The organism is Proteus alimentorum, assembly GCF_002607735.1.
Classification (GTDB): domain Bacteria; phylum Pseudomonadota; class Gammaproteobacteria; order Enterobacterales; family Enterobacteriaceae; genus Proteus; species Proteus alimentorum.
In genome coordinates this window covers 169286-189615 of record NZ_NBVR01000018.1, presented here as the reverse complement: position 1 = coordinate 189615, position 20330 = coordinate 169286, and the positions used below count along the sequence as shown (strand labels likewise).

11 protein-coding genes are annotated in these 20330 nt (G+C 34.5%); 3 read left to right on the top strand and 8 right to left on the bottom strand.

The annotated features are described in order from the left end of the window. Positions 1–32: 32 nt before the first annotated feature. The 4 genes from B6258_RS03795 to thrA form a co-directional block, all read right to left on the bottom strand. On the bottom strand, positions 33–8216 hold the full coding sequence (locus tag B6258_RS03795) for an RTX toxin (RefSeq protein WP_099074144.1): 8184 nt from the start codon (positions 8214–8216) through the stop codon (positions 33–35). 152 nt (positions 8217–8368) lie between these two features. Then, complete coding sequence (thrC, locus tag B6258_RS03790; protein WP_099074143.1) at positions 8369–9661, bottom strand: threonine synthase; 1293 nt, start codon at positions 9659–9661, stop codon at positions 8369–8371. 3 nt (positions 9662–9664) lie between these two features. Continuing rightward, positions 9665–10594 carry a homoserine kinase gene (gene thrB, locus B6258_RS03785; protein WP_099074341.1) on the bottom strand — a complete coding sequence of 310 codons (930 nt, stop codon included), beginning with the start codon at positions 10592–10594 and terminating at the stop codon, positions 9665–9667. Between the two features lie 2 nt (positions 10595–10596). Then, entirely contained in the window at positions 10597–13056 is a 2460-nt protein-coding gene (thrA, locus tag B6258_RS03780) for a bifunctional aspartate kinase/homoserine dehydrogenase I (RefSeq protein WP_099074142.1), read from the bottom strand. A gap of 808 nt (positions 13057–13864) precedes the next feature. Between thrA and arcA the strand changes: the two genes are divergently transcribed. Next, complete coding sequence (gene arcA / locus B6258_RS03775; protein ID WP_006535263.1) at positions 13865–14581, top strand: two-component system response regulator ArcA; 717 nt, start codon at positions 13865–13867, stop codon at positions 14579–14581. Positions 14582–14791: 210 nt separating this feature from the next. Here the strand turns inward: arcA and creA are convergent, their stop codons facing one another. Next, a complete protein-coding gene (gene creA, locus B6258_RS03770) occupies positions 14792–15250 on the bottom strand; it encodes a protein CreA (RefSeq protein ID WP_171455359.1) in 459 nt (152 codons plus the stop codon). A gap of 221 nt (positions 15251–15471) precedes the next feature. On the opposite strand from creA, the gene robA reads away from it, so the two are divergent. Further along, the gene (robA, locus tag B6258_RS03765) at positions 15472–16380 is read left to right on the top strand and encodes an MDR efflux pump AcrAB transcriptional activator RobA (protein WP_099074141.1); all 909 of its coding nucleotides are present in this window, start codon (positions 15472–15474) and stop codon (positions 16378–16380) included. Between the two features lie 43 nt (positions 16381–16423). Here robA and gpmB read toward each other — a convergent pair whose 3' ends face one another. Next, entirely contained in the window at positions 16424–17071 is a 648-nt protein-coding gene (gene gpmB, locus B6258_RS03760; protein ID WP_099074140.1) for a 2,3-diphosphoglycerate-dependent phosphoglycerate mutase GpmB, read from the bottom strand. A gap of 51 nt (positions 17072–17122) precedes the next feature. Here gpmB and yjjX point away from each other — a divergent pair, with 51 nt between their 5' ends. Further along, positions 17123–17659 carry an inosine/xanthosine triphosphatase gene (yjjX, locus tag B6258_RS03755; RefSeq protein ID WP_023580954.1) on the top strand — a complete coding sequence of 179 codons (537 nt, stop codon included), beginning with the start codon at positions 17123–17125 and terminating at the stop codon, positions 17657–17659. A gap of 106 nt (positions 17660–17765) precedes the next feature. On the opposite strand, the gene trpR is transcribed toward yjjX, so the two are convergent. Both trpR and sltY read right to left on the bottom strand, forming a co-directional pair. Beyond that, a complete protein-coding gene (gene trpR / locus B6258_RS03750) occupies positions 17766–18077 on the bottom strand; it encodes a trp operon repressor (RefSeq protein WP_036911763.1) in 312 nt (103 codons plus the stop codon). Positions 18078–18178: 101 nt separating this feature from the next. Next, complete coding sequence (gene sltY, locus B6258_RS03745; protein WP_099074139.1) at positions 18179–20098, bottom strand: murein transglycosylase; 1920 nt, start codon at positions 20096–20098, stop codon at positions 18179–18181. Positions 20099–20330 lie beyond the last annotated feature (232 nt).

Genomic DNA, 20330 nt, shown 5'->3' with positions numbered 1-20330 from the left:
GCACTAAAATCAGTGCTGTTTTATATTGTGATTTACAAATGTCTTGTCACTAATGGCAAAGGTGACCATGTAGGTGATGGAATAAATTCACTGCCTTGCATTATTGTTAATTGCTGTTCATTAAATTGTGCCATTTCTTGAATAATCGAAACAAGAGATTGTGCTGAAAGCTCACTGTGTTTCTCAATAATAGAAACTGTTTTATCTGCTTCATCATGGTGTGTTTTTACAGTTAAAACAAATTGATTATCCTGCGTTTTATATTGCATATCATCGCCTACTTGAGAAGCAATAAGCTTATCGTGTTTTGATAATCCTGAAATAAAAAGGTGGCTGCTGTTCCCTTCATCATAAACCGTCACTTCACCATGACGCTTTTTCACAATATAAACATTATCGCCCGCACCACCACTTAAATAATCATCACCAAATTCAGAAATTAATAAGTCATTTCCACTTCCCGCATTGAGGTTATCATTTCCCTCTCCTGCAATTAAAATATGATGCCCATGATTAACAACAATATGATCATCCCCTTTTCCGCCATCAATGACCGAACTACATTTATTATGATTAACGACAACATCATCGCCTTCCTCTAATTCAAGAATAGGCAAATGCTCAATAACTTGCTTTTGTGGATCCGGTAACGTTATTAAAATAGATCTTAACAAAGAGTGAGGTGGATCAAATGAATAGACCGCCAATGTCTCTTGATTTAAGGTAAGCGATTCAGGGATCATAAGCACATTATCCTCTTTATTTATCACCATATTTAGATCCGTAATCGGCATAAGTAAGCCTTGGGGATTTTCTTTTGCCGGAAGAGTAAAGACAATATTATCTTTATCGATAAAACGAATCGTCATATCAGAGTCAAAAATAGCGCTAAGAAGTGATGGTTCGAAAATCAATTTCACATGAGCATCTGGATGATAACGATGTGATAGAGTCCCATGATTAAAGACCAAATCAAAACCACTGATATCAGATAAAAAGAAATCACTTATACTGTTTGATAGCATTCCATTAATATTATTAGAAAGCGAAATTTTAATTTTTTCACCCTTATTTTTTGCTAAATAAGTTTTAATTTGATAACTATCATGACCAGCGCTTAATTTAATAAATGAATTAGGTGTAATACCCAAATAATGGTTATCACTTTCATTGCCATGAATATCAAATTGTAATTTTTCACCAGAAGAAAAACCACTGTATTGTAACTGGGGTAACAACGTTATTATTTTATTATAGTCAGAATATGAGATCGACAATGAATGCTGATTATCATCGACACAAAGTTTCTGAATATTTTCTTTATTTTGATTGTATTTATCTAAATAACTAAAATGATATAGCACCTTATCGTCAATAGTTTTATTTTCACTTGCTGTTAATAAAAAACCATCTCGTGTAGTTAAAGTATATCTATGTGCCAACATAGCATTTTCATGATAAACATTTTTTAATTTTATAGAATGATAAATTAATTCATCGTTTTCATTTCCATCATTCACTTTTATATAAAAAATGATGTCTTTTCCTCTACGGGAAACAGCTGAAATTTCATCAAAATTATAGTTTAATCGTACAATACTAGACTCGATATGACTCTCTTCATTAATAATCGTTTCAAATTGAATATTATAATTTTTTTCTAAAGAGGCTCTTAAAATAATGTAATTATCATTTCCCTCTCCACCTTCGGCATAACCTTCTTGTAAAACTAAAGTATCATTTCCCCCTAATCCATATAATAAATCAGCACCACCAACACCATCTAAGTAATTATCCTCTTGATTACCATAAATAATATCATCACCTATCTCGCTCCCCATTACGTTCTCAATACTGTCTAAATAGGCAATCACACTTTGATCTTGTAAGACAATATTAGGCATAGAATCAACTAACTGCTTTGAATACAAGCGCCCATTCTCTTGATAAAGAAACAGCTTTGAATGAAAATTTTGACTATTTGTTTGTTCTTCTGATTGTCTGAATTTAACATAGTTATGAGATAAATTAACTTCATATCCCATGTATTTATTTGTTGTTTTTATAATACAAAGTGTGTCATTTCCCTCTCTACCATAAAAACGACTCGCATAAAGTGGCGATTCAGAGGAAAATAAATTGAACATATCATTTTTTTCACCTCCACTTAATCGTTTAGTACCATTATAAACATCAAAGATATTTTGAGTGATTAAAGGTGCTGCAATAATATCATTACCATGATAGGTATTAAAATAGAATGTTTCATTCTCATTCCAATCTGAGACATAGTATTTTTTATACTGATTAGCTTTTATTAAACTCTCTGTTAATATTTCTTTTCCAAATTCATTTATGACTTTGTCTTTTTTTGTTATTAAGTTTTTTATAAATTCACCATCAACAAGATCATCAAAAATAGGGGAAACATCATCAGAAATAATCTCTATTGTATAGCGTTTTAATTTATTAATATAAAAATCAATATCAAAAATAAGAGTTTCATTCGTAGCAATCGCTTCTTTAGGAAGATAGTATTTATATTTTGTTTTTTCTGAACGAAGATGATAAGAAAGTGCAGCTATTTTTTCAGCGACTTCTTGACTGACATTTTGAGATATTCGTTGAGCAACATATTCTCCTAAAGGATTTAAAATTGAATCTAACGTTTTCCCCATTAAATTAGGCATTATTTTATAATAATAATACTCTTGATAAATTTGTTTTTCATTTGTATAAAAATAGCGACTCTGAATATTTTGCTTTTTTATCTCATCAAGATAATTGACGGCATTTTTATCAATCATCTCTTCTAATTGTGTTTCTGTCTCCAAATAGACAACTTCATTTTTTTTATTGGGTAATAGATCCCCCATAAAAAAAGCATAAAAACCATTATCTAGCTCTTCTAACGGTGTAAAATGCACTTTTACTTTAGCTTCTTCAATAAGTCTTGCCGCATTATAAATCGAAGTTGCAAGCGCAATAACTGCGCCAGCCACAATACCAATAGGGCCGGCAACCGTTGAACCTGCAAGCATTCCAATAGAAACCCCAAACGTAACTAACCCGGAAACGATAGCAAAGGAACCATTAACAATATAATCAATTTGCCTTTTTTCATTATTTTCACCAGAAATTTGGCTAAAATTATCGTAGGCATTATAAAGATCAAATCCAATAGAAAGAACATTAAGCCCAATTCCTACCTTTGTACTTATTTTACTCACATATTCGAGTGGATTATGGCGATATTTTAATAATCCTTTGGCTAACGTCATTTCAATCAATTCAGAAAGACCATTGTAAGCCATTTCAGACCACATAATAGTCAGATTATTAATGATCTCTTTTCGCTCTTTAAATGTTAATAGTGGATTATTTAATTGTTCAGCAAGCATAAACGTGGAGTTAATTGACTGCCACATACTATAAGTAATATTAGCGTAGCCAATTTTACTAATTATTTTCATGTGCCGAGGAATGCTTAATGATACTTTTCTTAAATTATCCCAATCTTGTGATTGATACTCTTTATGACCTAATTCATTAATTTTAAACAATCTTTCAGAAGCCGCTAGATAATCAATTCTATTCGTATCACTAGAAAGTAAATATTTAATTTTATCTTTTTTATTATTCAACAAATCACGAAATAAAGAAATGAGGGATTTATCTTTTTCATCCCCGGTAAGAGAAAGAAAATAATTATTAAGGTGATAAGGATCAAATAGGAGTTTCGATTCCCATTTATCCACCTTACTAAGATCAAGCGACGCTATACTTTTACCATCAACTTTCGCACCCACATTAACCAATAATGTTTTATCAATAGAGTATTTATTTATTTTCACTATTTCTTTATTAACAATTGGTAGATGATTAAGTTTTAAAAGATCTAATTGATTTAAATTATTAGCTTTATCTAGCGCTGTTGAAGGTGATAGTGAATCAGGTATTATTTTATGGTGGATCATGCTAATGATATTTTGAAGCGAATTAATTATTTTTTTATAATTATTAAAAATAGAAATTTTATCCAATAGCACTCGATATAAAACACCTTTTTTATTTACATCAAAAAATGAAGAAAGTAAATTTTTTGATAATAAACTTAGTTTTTTTATTAAACTGGGGTTATCATGAATTCCATGGATAAGATCTATCACTTGACTTGTTTTTTCAATAAGATTTAGATTGCTCTTTGCTAATTGAAAAGATGACAGCCATTTATCGGCAGGAATATCCCCCATTAAATATTGATTAAATTTTTTATTTATTAATGGATCGTATATTGATTGAGTTAAATTATTCTCAATATTATTTCTATCTGTAGTATTAAAAATGGAAAATAACTCATGTTTATATTTATTAAATACATTTTTTATTGACAAATCACCATTAATAATCTCATCACTTATATTCTTTAATATTTGTCTATGCTCTTCAACATTAATGGCATCTACCTTATTAATAATCGCACCTAATTGATAATGGTTAAGATTATAGCGGTTTGACTCAATATAATGAAAAGCATCTTTGACTGTCATTTTTTCTGAATAATCAGAAAAAACCTTACTAATTTCCATTTTATAACCAGATTTAAACGACTCATTATCTCTGTAATAGGGAGAAACTTTTGAAACTAACTGATATAATTTTTTAGTATATTTTTTATTCTCAATATAAGATTTTTCTTCCGTTGTACTGCCAACAAAATGATCAAATTCTAATTCAGGTATGATAACATCTGATACCGTATTCCCTATCAATAATGGTTTATCAATATACTGCCTCTCAATAATCGGCTTAACAACAATATAATCGCTTAAAAGAGAAACTTTATTATCAATAATCTGATAAATAGGCATATTTAATCGCTGGGCAATACCTTCAATAAAAAAATCACCTGATTGATAACTTAATAGTTTTTCTTTCTTTGCCAGAACAAGCGTTTTTTCATTAAAAAATTGATTTTCAATGATAATGCGTTGTAATAATTCAACGTTATTTTTTTGTTTAATTACATCTAGATGAAAAAGATTACTTTCTTCACTTCCTGCTGCGAGAACTCTTATTTTATTTTTTAAACAATAATCAAGGAAATGACTTATCTCTGGCTTGTCATTTAAATAAACATTTAAACTCTCACTTTTCACTCCATTATAAAAATAGATAACAATATCATCTTGATAACAAGCATCTATACTATCAATAATAATATTATCAATATTATTTCCAGTAAAAAAATGATTATCACTAAACAAAAATTTCAAGTTATCTTTATTATCATCAAATAATAAGTAACTACAATCCACCTCATTTTTATTTTGATTAAGTGATCGTTCTAAAAGAATAGCGGGATCACGTTCATTAATATAAAAAACACTGGGGTGGTATCCATAATTTTTTTCACGATAATTCTGAATAAAATAGCTTTCTAATTGATTAATCTCATGTACTAACATCCTATTGGTAAATTGATTATTTCTAAAAAGATCAACATAGAGTTCACTATAATGTCCAATCTCATTACCTTTATTTATGTCTATTTCATTCTCAATTAAATTCAATAACTTGTTAACATGTTTATCACTTCTATATTCAGAAAACTTCTTATAATTTTCTTTTAAATGTAATTTATTTTCACCTTTTATTAAAATTGTATTCGTTAATTCAGGTATATTAATCCCCTCCACTATCTCATTAACATATTGATAGCTATTGTGAAACTCTATAGTGTAATCATAACCCTCAACGCCAACGCTCCTTTTTTTATCTACTGGCAAATAGGGACTTTCAATAATTTGATTATAAATAAAATTACTGACACCATGAGTACCATCACTAATTTCATTTACCATTAACTGATAAAGTTTTGCAGCAACAAAACTATTTTTTTCAGCTAATTGTATAAGTCTTTCTTTCCCATAATTTAATCTATCATAAAATAGTTTACTCTCTAACTTCTCTTTTACTTTATTAAGAATATCAACAAGTGATGTGTTTTTATTATTATTATTAAATAACTTAATTTTATTGACTAGGGAGAAACCAGCTATTAACTTATCAAAATAGATATTTCCATTTAATTTATCTATTAAAGAAACGATTTCTTTTAATTCTTTTGATTTACTTCCTTTAACTAAATAACTATTTATTTCAATTAAATTTCTATAATAAACATCATTAAATTCAATATACCCACTTTTTTTCTTAATTTCTTGAAAATTATTGAATTCAGCCACTACAATACCAATACTATTATCATCATTCTGACTTAAAATAATCTTACTTGCCTGATTATTTTCAAGAATGTCATTAATATAATGCTTAACTAGATAAATGCCCTCATCAACATGTGAATTTTTTACAATAACTTCAATTAAAACGTTCTCTTTTTTAAGTTCGAGTATAAGATCTCGCTGTTCACTATAATGAACAACTCGCCCTGTAACATTTTCTTTAAAAGGTAATGAAAATCCTATTTTTTTTATCTGTTCTGCAATACCTTTATTAGTATTAATATCACTATCATCCCACACACTTTTATAATTTATTGAATTACTTTTTTTATATTCATCAAAAATAATATATTTTTTATTATCAATTTCATGTGAACCATAAAAATCCATTTTCTTCTCTAATACTTCGTTTATAGATGCAATACTGGAGTATTCTAATAATTCACTATTAGAATCAAATAAAGAAAATTTATAATTAACCTCAGAATACCTTTTATAAGAAATAGCAATAGCATGATTTTTGAAAGCAATAATAGCATAATAATTATCATAACTATTCATAATATTTTCTAAGTGTTTTTTAATATTAATTTTATTAAACTCTATTTTTTTAACATGCGATCTTTCTAATCCTTTATGCTCTAATATTTGGCTATATTTAAGTGGCGTTACTGAATCAAAAACAAAGTATTGTAATTTTTCACCTAACCTCTCCATTTGAAAGTGTTGAGAAAATATAATACTTTTAATTTCTTTAATTAGATTTAATATCTCATACTCTTGTATACTATTAAATAAAAAAGAATCCAGTTTATTTTCTATAAACTCTTTCTCATTCTGATAAGAGCTTATATTTTCTTTTAACCAGCTTAAATATTTATTTCCACCTTCTAAACCACTGTTTCTAACTTCAACTAAATAATTCAAACTCAATCCATAACACAATCCTGCTAAAGTATGAACATGACTAAAATCATAATTAGTTTCTGTTGAAGCAATAAGATTAACTCGACTCATTACTCTTTCTAGTGGTTTTAATAGATCTAAATACTGTGAAAAATTTTTTACTACATTACGTTTCATTTTAGTTATAAACCAACCAGTACCTACCTTATAAAGTAAATGTTCTCCACTCTCTGTTATCTGATCATATTTAGATTTTGCAACTGTAAATGCTTCCTCTATATCATCGACATAAATATGTAGTACCTTTTCTTTATTTTCTATTTTATCTCTGATAATAAAAATATTTTTATATGAATAACTTTCATTTAATTCAATAGAAGTGTATTCATTAACATTTATTTGTTTTCTTTTTTTAATATCATTAATTATTTCACTAAGAATATCTTTATTATTTACCTTCCAATTATCTGTATTATTAAAGTAGCTAAGATATTCTTTTTTATTATAAAAACGATAATATAAAAAATCACCATCACTTTTATCAATTATAATATTATGAATTTTATTTATTAGATCATTCTTATTATAAAAAAAACCAGCATATCCATCAAAGTTAATAAGTTTAAATTTATTATTTTCATTATCTATTTGTATAAATACCTTATTACCTTCAAACTCTAGATAGTAATCACCAGATGAATTATTCTGAATTAATAATTTCAATCTTTCTTTTTGTATTTTACTGGGTTCTCTACTTGCTAATTTAGCACTATTAAAAAACAAGGTCTCTATACTTGAATTAATTTCTTTCCTAATGAAATCAATACCTTTAGTAAAATCATTCTTATGATATAGCAAGAAATTATTATCTATTTTCTCTAAGAATTCATTTGCAGCATATTCATTTTTAGATATAAAGATAGAGATATAATTCTCAGTTAATATTCTTTTTACAGACGTTATCTTGAAAAAAAGCTCTGAATTATTTTCTTTTATATGATTTTCTATTTTTAATCCAATACTATTAATATTATCTTTGAACGTTATTTCTTTGAATCCATTCATATTTAATTTCCTTAGTTATAATTAATTCACTTACCGGAAATAAATATATAAATTGATTTTTATCTTTTTTAAATACTGATCTTCCTATTTTTAGATAAAAAAATAGCCCAACATTTTGTTGGGCTATTTTATTAAATATATAAAAGTAATTGTTATTTAGGTGCCCTTTCAAGTAAAAATGCACGTAACTGAGCAAAATCAGCAGGTAAGAAATGCGAAAGCAATTCTTTATCTGCACGCTCTGCGAGTTCTTTAGGTAATGCTAATTCGCCACCTAGAATACGTTCAACACTTTCTTTAAATTTCGCAGGATGAGCGGTTCCTAAGAATAAACCATATTCACCCTCTTGAAGTTCATCGCGTAGTAAACGATATGCAATTGCAGCATGAGGCTCTGAAATATAGCCTTTTTTCGCGAGTTCACGTACTGTTTCTTCTGTTGTTTCGTCACTCACTGAACCATGAGCAAGATCAGAAAGATCCCAACCTTTACGACGATACAATTCTTCAATACGTGGCCAGTTATTGGGTTGGCTAACATCCATTGCATTCGACAGTGTTGCGACAGTGCGATGTGGTTCCCATTTACCGTTCTCTAAATAACGAGGAACGGTATCATTCGCATTAGTTGCAGCAATAAAACGTTTTACGGGTAATCCCATGGATTTTGCCAGTAAACCCGCTGTTAAATCACCAAAGTTGCCACTGGGTACTGAAATCACTAGTTGCTCATGTTTTTCAGCAGGGATTTGTGCAACTGCTTCAAAATAATAACAAATTTGGGCAAGCAATCGGCTGATATTAATGGAGTTCGCTGAGTTCAAATACATTGTTTTCTTTAAGAACTCATCATCAAAAGCTTGTTTCACTAATGATTGGCAAGCATCAAAGTCATCTTTAATTGCAACAGTGTGAATGTTTTCACCTAATGTACAGAACAGTTTTTCCTGTAATGGGCTAATTTTGCCTTCAGGATAAAGAATAACAACTTGTACATTTTCTAATTTGTAGAAAGCATGAGCAACAGCAGCGCCAGTATCACCGGATGTTGCTGTTAAAATAGTAACTGGTTGGTTGCCAGCAACTTCTGATAACATCTGCGCCATAAAGCGACCGCCAAAGTCTTTAAATGCTAGTGTCGGGCCGTGGAAAAGCTCTAAACAACTCACATCATCTTCAACTTGAGTTACTGGTGCAGGAAAGGCAAATGCGGTGCTAATGCGTTTTGCTAATACATCAGCAGGAATTTCATTACCAATAAAGGCCGTCAAAATACGGCTACTGCGTGTTGCAAAATCAAGTGCTAGCAATTCATCAATTTCAGCTTTAGAAAACGAAGGTAAGTCTTGTGGAAAAAAGAGCCCTTGTTGTTTACCCAAACCTTGTTTTACTGCTTGAGCAAAACTGACTTGCTCTTGATTATCTTTCAAATTATATAATTTCATGACTTACCCTATCTGTCTTGCGCCACGCGTATCTATACGGCAGATATGTACAAAGCCTTCACTGTTTTGTACGTAGTTTTGTTTCAGCCATTCGGCCATCTCTTGTGCGATTTCTAATGAATCACTAATCGTAAAAATAGTAGGTCCTGAGCCTGAAATACCACAAGCTAATGCACCTTTCTTCTGCGAAGCCTCTCTGGCTTTTTCAAAACCTGGAAGGAGTTGGGTGCGATAAGGCTCAGCAATCACATCTTGCATCAAATTAGCGGCTAATCCTGGTTGCTGAGTATGGCAAGCATGAATAAAACCAGATAAATAACGACCGTGGTTAATGATGTCTGCTTTAGCGTATTGTTTTGGTAAAATCGCTCTTGCTTCTGCTGTAGAAACTTTAATTCCTGGATATGCCATAACCCAATACCAATCATCAAAGGTTGGTACAGACTGGCAAATAATGCCATTTTGTTCCAAAATCAGTTGCAACCCACCTAAGTAGCAAGGCGCAACATTATCATAGTGCACACTACCTGAAATACGTCCTTCAAGCTCACCCATCATCAGCAGTAATTGTCTTTCACCAAAAGGTTTTTGGGCAAATTCATTAAGCGCAACCAATGCCGCAACAACAGAACAAGCACTTGATCCTAAACCAGAACCAATCGGCATATTTTTCTCAAGTGTCATTGCAATAGAAAGTTCTTTGCCTAATTTTTCACAAAATAACTGCCAACATTGATACACAATATTTTGCTTAGGATCTGAAGGTAATTTGCTAACAAAGTGCCCTTTACTTTCAAGTGTAAATGCCGAAGCCGCTTCAACAGTGACACAATCACCCAGTAATTGCCCATCAATAGGTGAAACTGCCGCGCCGAGGACATCGAATCCAACACTCACGTTGCCTATTGATGCCGGTGCATAAACTTTAACCACGCTTAAACTCCCAATTTCCATGATAAGGTACGTAATACATCTGCAAACACCCCAGCAGCAGTAACATCATTACCAGCACCATATCCACGTAATACCAATGGAATAGGTTGATAGTAGCGAGTGTAAAAGGCTAAAGCATTTTCACCATTTTTCACTTTAAACAGAGGATCATTTGCATCAACTGCCATTATCTTAACTTGGCATTTGCCTTCATTGATGATGCCAACATAGCGTAATACCTTACCTGCTTTTTGTGCTTCTTCGACTTTAGCATCAAATTCAACATCAACTTGAGGTAAACGGTTTAAAAAGCTTGCTACATCACCTGAGCTATCAAATGAAACCGGCAGTACAGGCTCTACATCAATATCACTGAGTTCTAATTTATAACCCGCTTCACGCGCTAAAATAAGCAGCTTACGGGCAACATCCATACCGGAAAGATCATCACGAGGATCAGGCTCTGTAAAACCTTTATCTTTTGCTGAAAGAGTCGCTTCAGATAAACTTTTACCTTCATCTAATTGACCAAAAATGTAAGATAATGACCCTGAAAGAATACCATTAAATTGAACTAACTCATCGCCTGCATTTAGTAAGTTTTGTAGGTTTTCAATAACCGGTAAACCCGCACCTACGTTAGTGTCATACAAGAACTTACGGCGTGAAGCTTCCGCGGCTTGTCGAATTTGATAGTAATAATCCATCGACAGCGTATTCGCTTTTTTGTTTGGTGTAACCACGTTAAAGCCATTTTGTAAGAAATTTGCGTATTGTTGCGCAATTTCTTCGTTTGATGTGCAATCAACGATCACTGGATTTAAGAAGTGGTACTCTTTTTCTAAACGAATAAGCTGACTAAAACTAAAAGGCTCTTTGGCTTCTTTTAAGGCATGTTGCCAATTATCTAAATCAATACCTTGCATATCTGTCAACATGGCTCTTGAATTAGCAATACCACATACACGAAGATCGATATGCTTATTTTTCAACCATGCTTGTTGGCGATGGATTTGTTCGATTAATGCGCTACCAACACCACCAACACCCACGATAAAGACTTCAACAATTTGATTGGTGTTGAAAAGCATTTGATGACATAAACGCACAGCATTAGTTGCTGAGTCATTAGCAATAACCGCTGAAATTGAACGTTCTGAAGAACCTTGAGCAATAGCAACGATATTAATATTGCCACGCGTTAACGCAGAGAAAAATCGCGCTGAGATCCCTTTTAAAGTGCGCATACCATCACCGACAACGGAGATGATAGCGACATTTTCCATGATATCTAACGGATCAAGTACGCCATCTTTTAATTCTAAATAAAATTCATCTGATAATGCTTTTTGCGCTCTAATAAGTTCTTTTTGTGGTACACAAAAGCTGATGCTGTATTCAGAAGAAGATTGTGTGATCAGAACGACAGAAATACCTGCTCTCGACATAACAGAGAACACACGAGCTGCCATCCCCACCATACCTTTCATACCAGGGCCTGACACATTGATCATCGCCATGTTATTAAGGTTGGTGATCCCTTTAACGGGAGTACTATCGTCTTTTTGACCATCACCAATTAATGTACCCGGCGCATCTGGATTGCCTGTGTTTTTTATTAAGCAAGGAATTTGGAATTGGGCGATTGGTGCAATAGTGCGAGGATGAAGTACTTTTGCACCGAAATAAGAGAGTTCCATCGCTTCTTGATAAGACATGCCTTTTAACAGACGTGCATCAGGAACTAAACGAGGATCGCAAGTATAAACACCGTCAACATCAGTCCAAATTTCACAACACTCCGCACGTAAGCAAGCCGCTAACACAGCAGCAGAGTAGTCTGAACCATTACGACCTAATACCACCAGTTCATTCTTTTCATTACCCGCAGTAAAACCTGCCATTAAAATCATATCGTCTTTTGCGATATTGAGTTCTAAGATACGGCGAGTAGACTCAGGAATATCAACTGTCGATTCTAAATAATGACCTTGTGCGAGTAAATTTTTGACAGGATCGATCACAGTGACATTATAGCCACGCGCCCGTAAGACCGATTCCATAATAGCAATAGAGAGCTTTTCACCACGGCAAATCATTGCCGCATTGATGCTATCAGGGCATTGTCCTAATAAAGAGATCCCATGAAGAATATGTTTGATCTCTGCAAACTCACGTTCAACTTTATCTTTTAAGCGCTCATAATCAAAACCAGGTTGTTTTTCTCTTAAACCTTGTAATAAGTTGGCAAAAATTTGCTCGGCTTCTCGTACTTGAGTGAGAGGATCTTCGCCTTCTGCCGTTTTTTCAATCATTGCAACCAAGTAGTTAGTTATCTTGGCTGGTGCTGATAATACAAGAGCGACTTGTCCCTGTTCTCTTTTTTTCTCAGCGATATCAGCAACATTCAGCACACGCTCTGCGTTGGCAACTGAAGTTCCTCCAAATTTTAACACTCGCATACAGCTCTCCTGATTTTTTACCCAAAAAAAAACCCGCATTTCTCAATGCGGGCTTTTTCGATTTTCGTTTTTTATATGCGACAGCCCGCCCCGCAATATAAAATTCCGGTGGTGGTGGTAATAATTGTCATTTTAGCTGGGCTGTAAATACGCATAACTATCCTGTCTGTCTCAAAATTAGTTTGACTATATACTGGTTAAAGCAAAGCGAGAGAGATGTCAAATTTTTTCTTTTCTTTCACCAAAAAACAAACTCAACTTAAATAAAATTTATTCGTTCCTTACCCCTATTGTAGTATAAATATTGCTATCACAAAGGGATAAACAAAGAAAATAAAGCTACTATTTTAGGGTTATTTGGGGATTTGTACTTTTATGAGGAATAAGGTATTTTATGCTAGTTTAAATTGTGTAACAAAACTGGAAAAAAAATAAACCCCCACTATATTTAACATATATTTTTCTTTTACATTACATAAATCAAATTATATAGTTAACTATTGAAATCAAGGTTAAGCTGTTATCTTGATTTTGATATGTGTCAACAAAAGTTAGCTTTTTAGATGGTATTTAATACAACTGGTGTTATATTGCTGTTAATAGACTATGGGCGTTTTGCATTCTGATTTTAGCGTCCATTATCGATTAAAATTGCAATTTTTGTAATAACGTGATGGTTATTTATCGAATTTCAATCTGGGTCTAATTTTTACGTGCTAATAACAAAAATGAATAACCACACAAGCGCACACACAGAAGTTAAACACAGATTTCCTTTTTCTATTTTTGGTAATTTTAGGTAGCAAATATGCAAACCCCGCACATTCTGATTGTTGAAGATGAAGTTGTTACTCGTAATACCCTGAAAAGCATATTCGAAGCTGAAGGGTATATCGTACACGAAGCCACAGATGGCAACGAAATGCACAATGTTCTATCTGATCATGATATTAATCTGGTCATTATGGACATTAACCTTCCTGGTAAAAACGGGCTGTTACTTGCTCGTGAATTACGTGAACAGGCAAGTGTTGCATTAATGTTCCTAACAGGTCGTGATAATGAAGTTGATAAAATCTTAGGCCTAGAGATTGGTGCCGATGATTACATTACTAAACCATTTAACCCTCGTGAATTAACGATTCGTGCACGTAACTTACTGTCACGTACCATGAATTTAGTTAATGGCACAGAAGAACGTCGTTTAGTTGAAAGCTATAAATTCAATGGTTGGGAGCTTGATATTAACAGTCGCTCACTAATCAGCCCTGCTGGTGAACAATACAAATTACCACGCAGTGAATTTCGTGCGATGCTACATTTCTGCGAGAACCCAGGAAAAATCCAAACTCGTGCAGAATTACTGAAGAAAATGACAGGCCGTGAACTGAAACCTCATGATCGTACTGTTGACGTAACCATCCGTCGTATTCGTAAGCATTTTGAGTCAACACCAGATACACCAGAAATCATTGCAACAATTCATGGTGAAGGTTATCGCTTTTGTGGTGATTTAGACGAGTGATTTTGATTCTATCTCAAACACTTTCTTAACAAAAAACCCCGAATTACCATTCGGGGTTTTCTTTATCTAAAGAAGGTTTAATAAAATCACAAAAGGTGAAAATTGATCTCGGCGACTATTTTTAAAAAAAAGATAACTTCTTTCTAAAAAAATATTTAAACCCTATTCGTATTAATTTTATTAACCATTAATTTCTCTAGCAAATAAAAATCACTCTTTCCACGGCATAATAGGTACTGCACTAATCGCATTTTTTGGCGAACCATCAATGACTTTATCTGAATAAGTCAGGTAAACCAAAGCATGACGCTGTTTATCGTAAAAACGTACAACTTGAAGCTTTTTAAATACTAGTGATGTTCTTTTCTGGAAAACAACATCGCCATTATTTTTCCCTTTAATAACCTTTTCGCTAAGTTCAATAGGCCCTACTTGCTGGCAAGAGATAGCCGCATCAGCAGTATCTTCAGCAAGACCTAAGCTCCCTGAAATGCCCCCAGTTTTTGCTCGGCTCAAATAACACGTGACATTTTTAACTTCAGGATCATCAAATGCTTCAATCACAATTTTATGATTAGCACCAAAAAACTTGAATACCGTATCCACATAACCAATTTCTTCTGCTTTTGCCATCAAAGAAAAAGGGAGTAAGATAGATACTGCTAGCATCTTTTTGAAATTTAACATATTTACCTTGTTCCATTGAAAAGATGAGAAAATAATTCTGCCTAGAATAAAACAATCCATTACTTACTGATAGAAGAATTTGTGTACATTAGTCGATGAAAAAGACTATATTTTACGATTGCCTAACAATATAACTTGTTATAGATGTTCAGGCTCTTTACCATCTACTGCAATAAATAAACGAATATGACTAAGGGAGATGTATGGATCAAACCAACATCATACGTGATTTGCTCGCTTGGCTTGATAGTAACCTAGATAAGCCATTATCCCTCGATAATGTCGCAACCAAAGCGGGTTACTCCAAGTGGCATCTACAACGCATGTTTAAAGAAGTTACAGGACAAGCGATTGGTTCTTATATTCGTTCAAGGCGTCTATCTCGCGCAGCGGTGGCATTACGTTTAACGAGCCGCCCTATTTTAGACATTGCTTTGCAATATCGTTTTGATTCTCAGCAGACTTTTACCCGCGCTTTTAAAAAGCAATTTGATAGAACACCCGCGCTTTATCGTCGTACTGATGAATGGTGTGCGGTAGGTATTTGTCCACCAATTACCTTAGATCCTCAGCATTTACCTAAATGGGAATTTGTAACGCTATCTGAGAAAAAATTAATTGGTATTGAGCAAACTTGTAGCCACACTCTTGAGCAATGGGCTGATGCCTGCTCTAACATGCGCCAAACTTTTTGGCGCTACTACATGAGTAAGATAAACGCTGTCCCTCATCAAGTTTATGGGCTTCACCATACACAACATAGTGATGAGCATGAAGACGAACAACGCGTACTTTACACAACCGCCGTTGAGCCGGACTATGCAACGTTTATCGATGATGATGCAGCAAATGAAGTCTCTCTTGCTGGCGGCGATTACATTCGCTTTGATTTTGAAGGTGAGGCAAAACGAGGTGCAATGCAGGAATTTTTATTCCTAATTTATGGTGTCTGCTTACCTAATATGGGATTAACGCGCCGTAAAGGCTATGACGTTGAAAAATACTATCTTAAAAATGTGCGTTACAGCAATGAGATGGTGACTGAGCCACAAGATCATATCGAACGTTTTGAATATTATATTCCAATTAAACGCGAAGATGTAACTGCATAAGAAAAAGCTCTCTTTGTGATATAAAAAAGAGAGCTTTTATTTTTTAGCGCTGAACTTCATCTAGTGCAGCATCAGTTAGATGACTCACATCACCCGCCGTTTCAATCACCCAACCATTAGCAAGCCAAGGGCTATTTTGATAATCAACGCGTGAAATCGAGCAATTACGCAGCCTTAAACGGCGTTCTGCATATGCAGGTAATCCCAACACTGTGCTCAATAAGCATCCTAAAGCAATACCATGACTGACTAAAAGTGGACGGCTATTTTCGGGTAAATCAAGGCATTGATTTAGCGCAGCCTGCATACGACTTGCTAATTCTGCCATTGATTCTCCTTGGGGAATTCGTCCATCAGGTGTACCATCAATCAAACTCTTGCGCCAAGCCTCTTCTTGTGTCTTTAATGTTGCGATCTCTCGCTGTTCAAGAACGCCCATATTGAGTTCACGTAAACGTGGGTCAGTTATCACTTCACAGCCACAAGCTTGTGCAATGATTTCTGCCGTTTGACGAGTACGGCCAAGATCGCTTGAGATAATGTGGGTAATGCCTGCTGATTTTACTTTTTCAGCCACTTGCTGTGCTTGACGCACACCATTCGCTGTTAGTGGGCTATCAGATTGCCCTTGAATACGTCTCGCCACGTTCCATTCAGTTTCACCGTGGCGAACAAGATAGACCTGTAACATACATTTTTTCCGTTATACTGCTCTAATTTTTCAAAGGATGATTAATTCATTATGTATCATGTCATTGCAGCCACTACGAATCCAGCAAAAATCAACGCGATAAAACTCGCTTTTGAGCAAGTATTCGGTAAAGATACCTTTGATATTGAAGATATTAATGTCGATAGCCGTGTTCCACAGCAACCTATCGGAAATACAGAAACGAGAACTGGCGCACGTCAACGTGTGATGGCGGCTCGTCAAGTTCGCCCTGAAGCTGATTTTTGGGTGGGTGTCGAAGCCGGTATTGAAGATGATATGACCTTTGCTTGGATTGTTGTCGAACATGGTCAAATTCGTGGAGAATCACGCTCAGCAAGCCTTATGCTACCAGAGCAGATCTTAAAAGGGATCCGTGAAGGCCGTGAGCTTGGTGATGAAATGGCTTTCTTAACAAAGATTGATAACATTAAACAGCGCGGCGGCGCGATTGGTTATTTTACTGATGGCCTACTCAGTCGCACTTCTGTATATCAACAAGCATTAGTGCTGGCATTAGTACCTGTCACTCATGACATCTATAAAGAACTCAATCAAAAAGAAGATTAATAATTAATCTGATATGTTTTTTTAGATAATTAAGAAACAAAAAAAGCCATTTAATCAAATAATTAAATGGCTTTTTATTATTCTAGTTTAGAAAGTCACAACGCAACTATTTTTTCGTCATTAGCTCTTTTTCAAGCCATAATTTCACATCATGTGGCGCTGTTTTTAAACTATTAGAGCCTCTAGTGATGGTGGCAATACCAACGCCTAACTCTTCTTTTAACTCACGCTGACTTAAATCTCCTCGCATTAACTCTTGCACAATGCGAACTCGTGTTGCCAAAGCACTACGTTCATCAGGCGTCATTAAAAGTTGTAAAATGGGAAATTGCACATCTTGCTCAAAAGCATGTTGTAATAACTCAACAAATCTTAGCCAGTGCTCATTCTCTTCGGGTGATAATGCAGGATCTTGCATCGTGGGAACCTCTTTTTGCCACACTCATTAACTAGTACGCAATATAACATACTTTGCTAATGAACAAAGAGGCTCCAACGGTAAATCCGCGTTATTATCTCTTAATACCGACTATTCCACTCATTTTCAGTCAGTACTGGCTGCTGTTCACCCGCAAAATAGCTATAGAAAACAGCAAAAGAGAGTACATTTTTGACATAACCTCGTGTTTCAGCGAAAGGAATACTTTCAACAAAGGCTATCGCATCTAATTGACCATTCGCATCAGATAACCAACGATCAACACGTGCAGGCCCTGCATTATATGCGGCACTTGCTAAAATACGGTTTTGATTAAAACGTTGATAGACAGAATCAAGATAGGCCGTACCAATCTCAATATTTTTCACAGGATTAGTTAACTGTGCACTACTTACATACCCCGTAATACCCGCTTGTTTTACTGTAAACTCTGCTGTTTTTGGCATTACCTGCATTAAACCTGTTGCACCCGCTGAAGAGCGAGCTTGAGGGTTCCACGCGCTTTCTTGACGAGCAATCGCCATCGCATAATTTCGATCTATCAATTTATCTTTCGTGTACTGTTCAAACTCATTTTGCCAAGCAAGAGGAAAGCGTTCTTCTAGGTGATCCCACATTTTCCCTGTGATCGTGGCTTGCACCGCCAAATCAGCCCATTTTTGCTCATACGCATAACGCGCTAATTCAGACTGTATTTGCGCTGGCTGTGAAGCAACATAGTTTGCCCACTCTGATCGTGCTAAGTTATCCATCTGCCAATACATTAATTCACGAACACGCTGTATTTCTGGCTGATTAGGGATGCTTGATGAAACACTAGGGGCTTTATCTATCACCATCACATAAGGCTTACCTAATTTGGCTGCTGCAACCATTGGATAAAAACCACGATTTTGTGTTAGCGCATCTAAAATAGCTTGCGCTTCACTGTTTTTACCTTGTGATTGCAACACCATTGCTCGCCAATAACGCCACTCTTCCTTATTTTTACTTTCAGGAGAGAGTCTTTCCAACCACAATGCCAATTCAGCGGGTTGGTTTTGGCTTAATGCTAAGCGTACGCGACGCTCACGCAATGTATCCGATGCCGTATCTTGAATAACGCTATCACGCCATTTTACCTGCTCTGGTGTCGCATAAGGCATATATTGCCAAGCCACAGTATCACGCATTAACTGGCGTTCACTCGCCGTCATTTTTTGTGCATGTGCGATATTATCAATCTGTGCTCGAGCTGCATCGGCGTCTTTTCTGGCCCAACGTGAAAATGCAGATTGTATGATGGAGCGTGTAAAATCTGTTGGTGAAAGCGCGCTCGCATAACGTCCAACTAAGTTTGGATAGTCTTGTAATTCAACCAAGGCATCGCTAATAGTTTGATAATTTTGAGGAAGGCGTCGAGCCAAGTAAGCAGCAAGCGCTGTATTACCATTTTTAATGGCTAAATTAATTCGCTCTAACACTAACTCTGGTGTTAATTGATTCGCCTTTTGCCATTCATCAAAAAGAGGATCACAACTTGATGGCATTGAGGTGCCATTTAGCCATGCTTCTTTAGCACCGATCCATGCTGTTTGAATATCACCTGTTGCCCATTTTGCATAATAGTAATTACATCTTGCTGCTTTAGGATTTGGCGGATTTGGACTAAAAGTCAGTAAATTTTGCCACTCTTGACGTTTTGCTAATTCATTCACAAATAATGAAGGCAGTGCTTTTGCTGGCGGTAATGTAGGATATTTGGCCACAAATTCAGTGACCACAGCAGGCGCAATTACATCAAGATTGTCCGTAATTTGACGGTATTCCAAATAGGGATAAAGCGGGTAGCTTTGCAATGTTGGGAGTAATTTTTCTACTTCATCTGTTTTTTTAAGATCCCATGCGGCTTTAATTTCTTGATAACGAACACGTTGTTCACTTAATGAATCGGCTTGTGTCCATGTAGAAAAACACAATGCTCCTATTGCGACTGCTAATGACCATGTTTGCTTCACCACGTAATATCTCCCACTTCAAATAGAACCACCAAAGACTGAATACATTAGCTAATATGATAATCATTAACAATGTAAGTTCCCCTCTTTAAGAGAAATATTCATTACTTTCAGAGGAAGCACGAAAGGTAGATAAAAACCTCTCTTTTGACTAAGGTTTTCTTTTATAAATCGGGTATACTGGCGACTTTCATCATTTTCGGGTCTTTGGCAAATACTGACATTGACTTTGCTA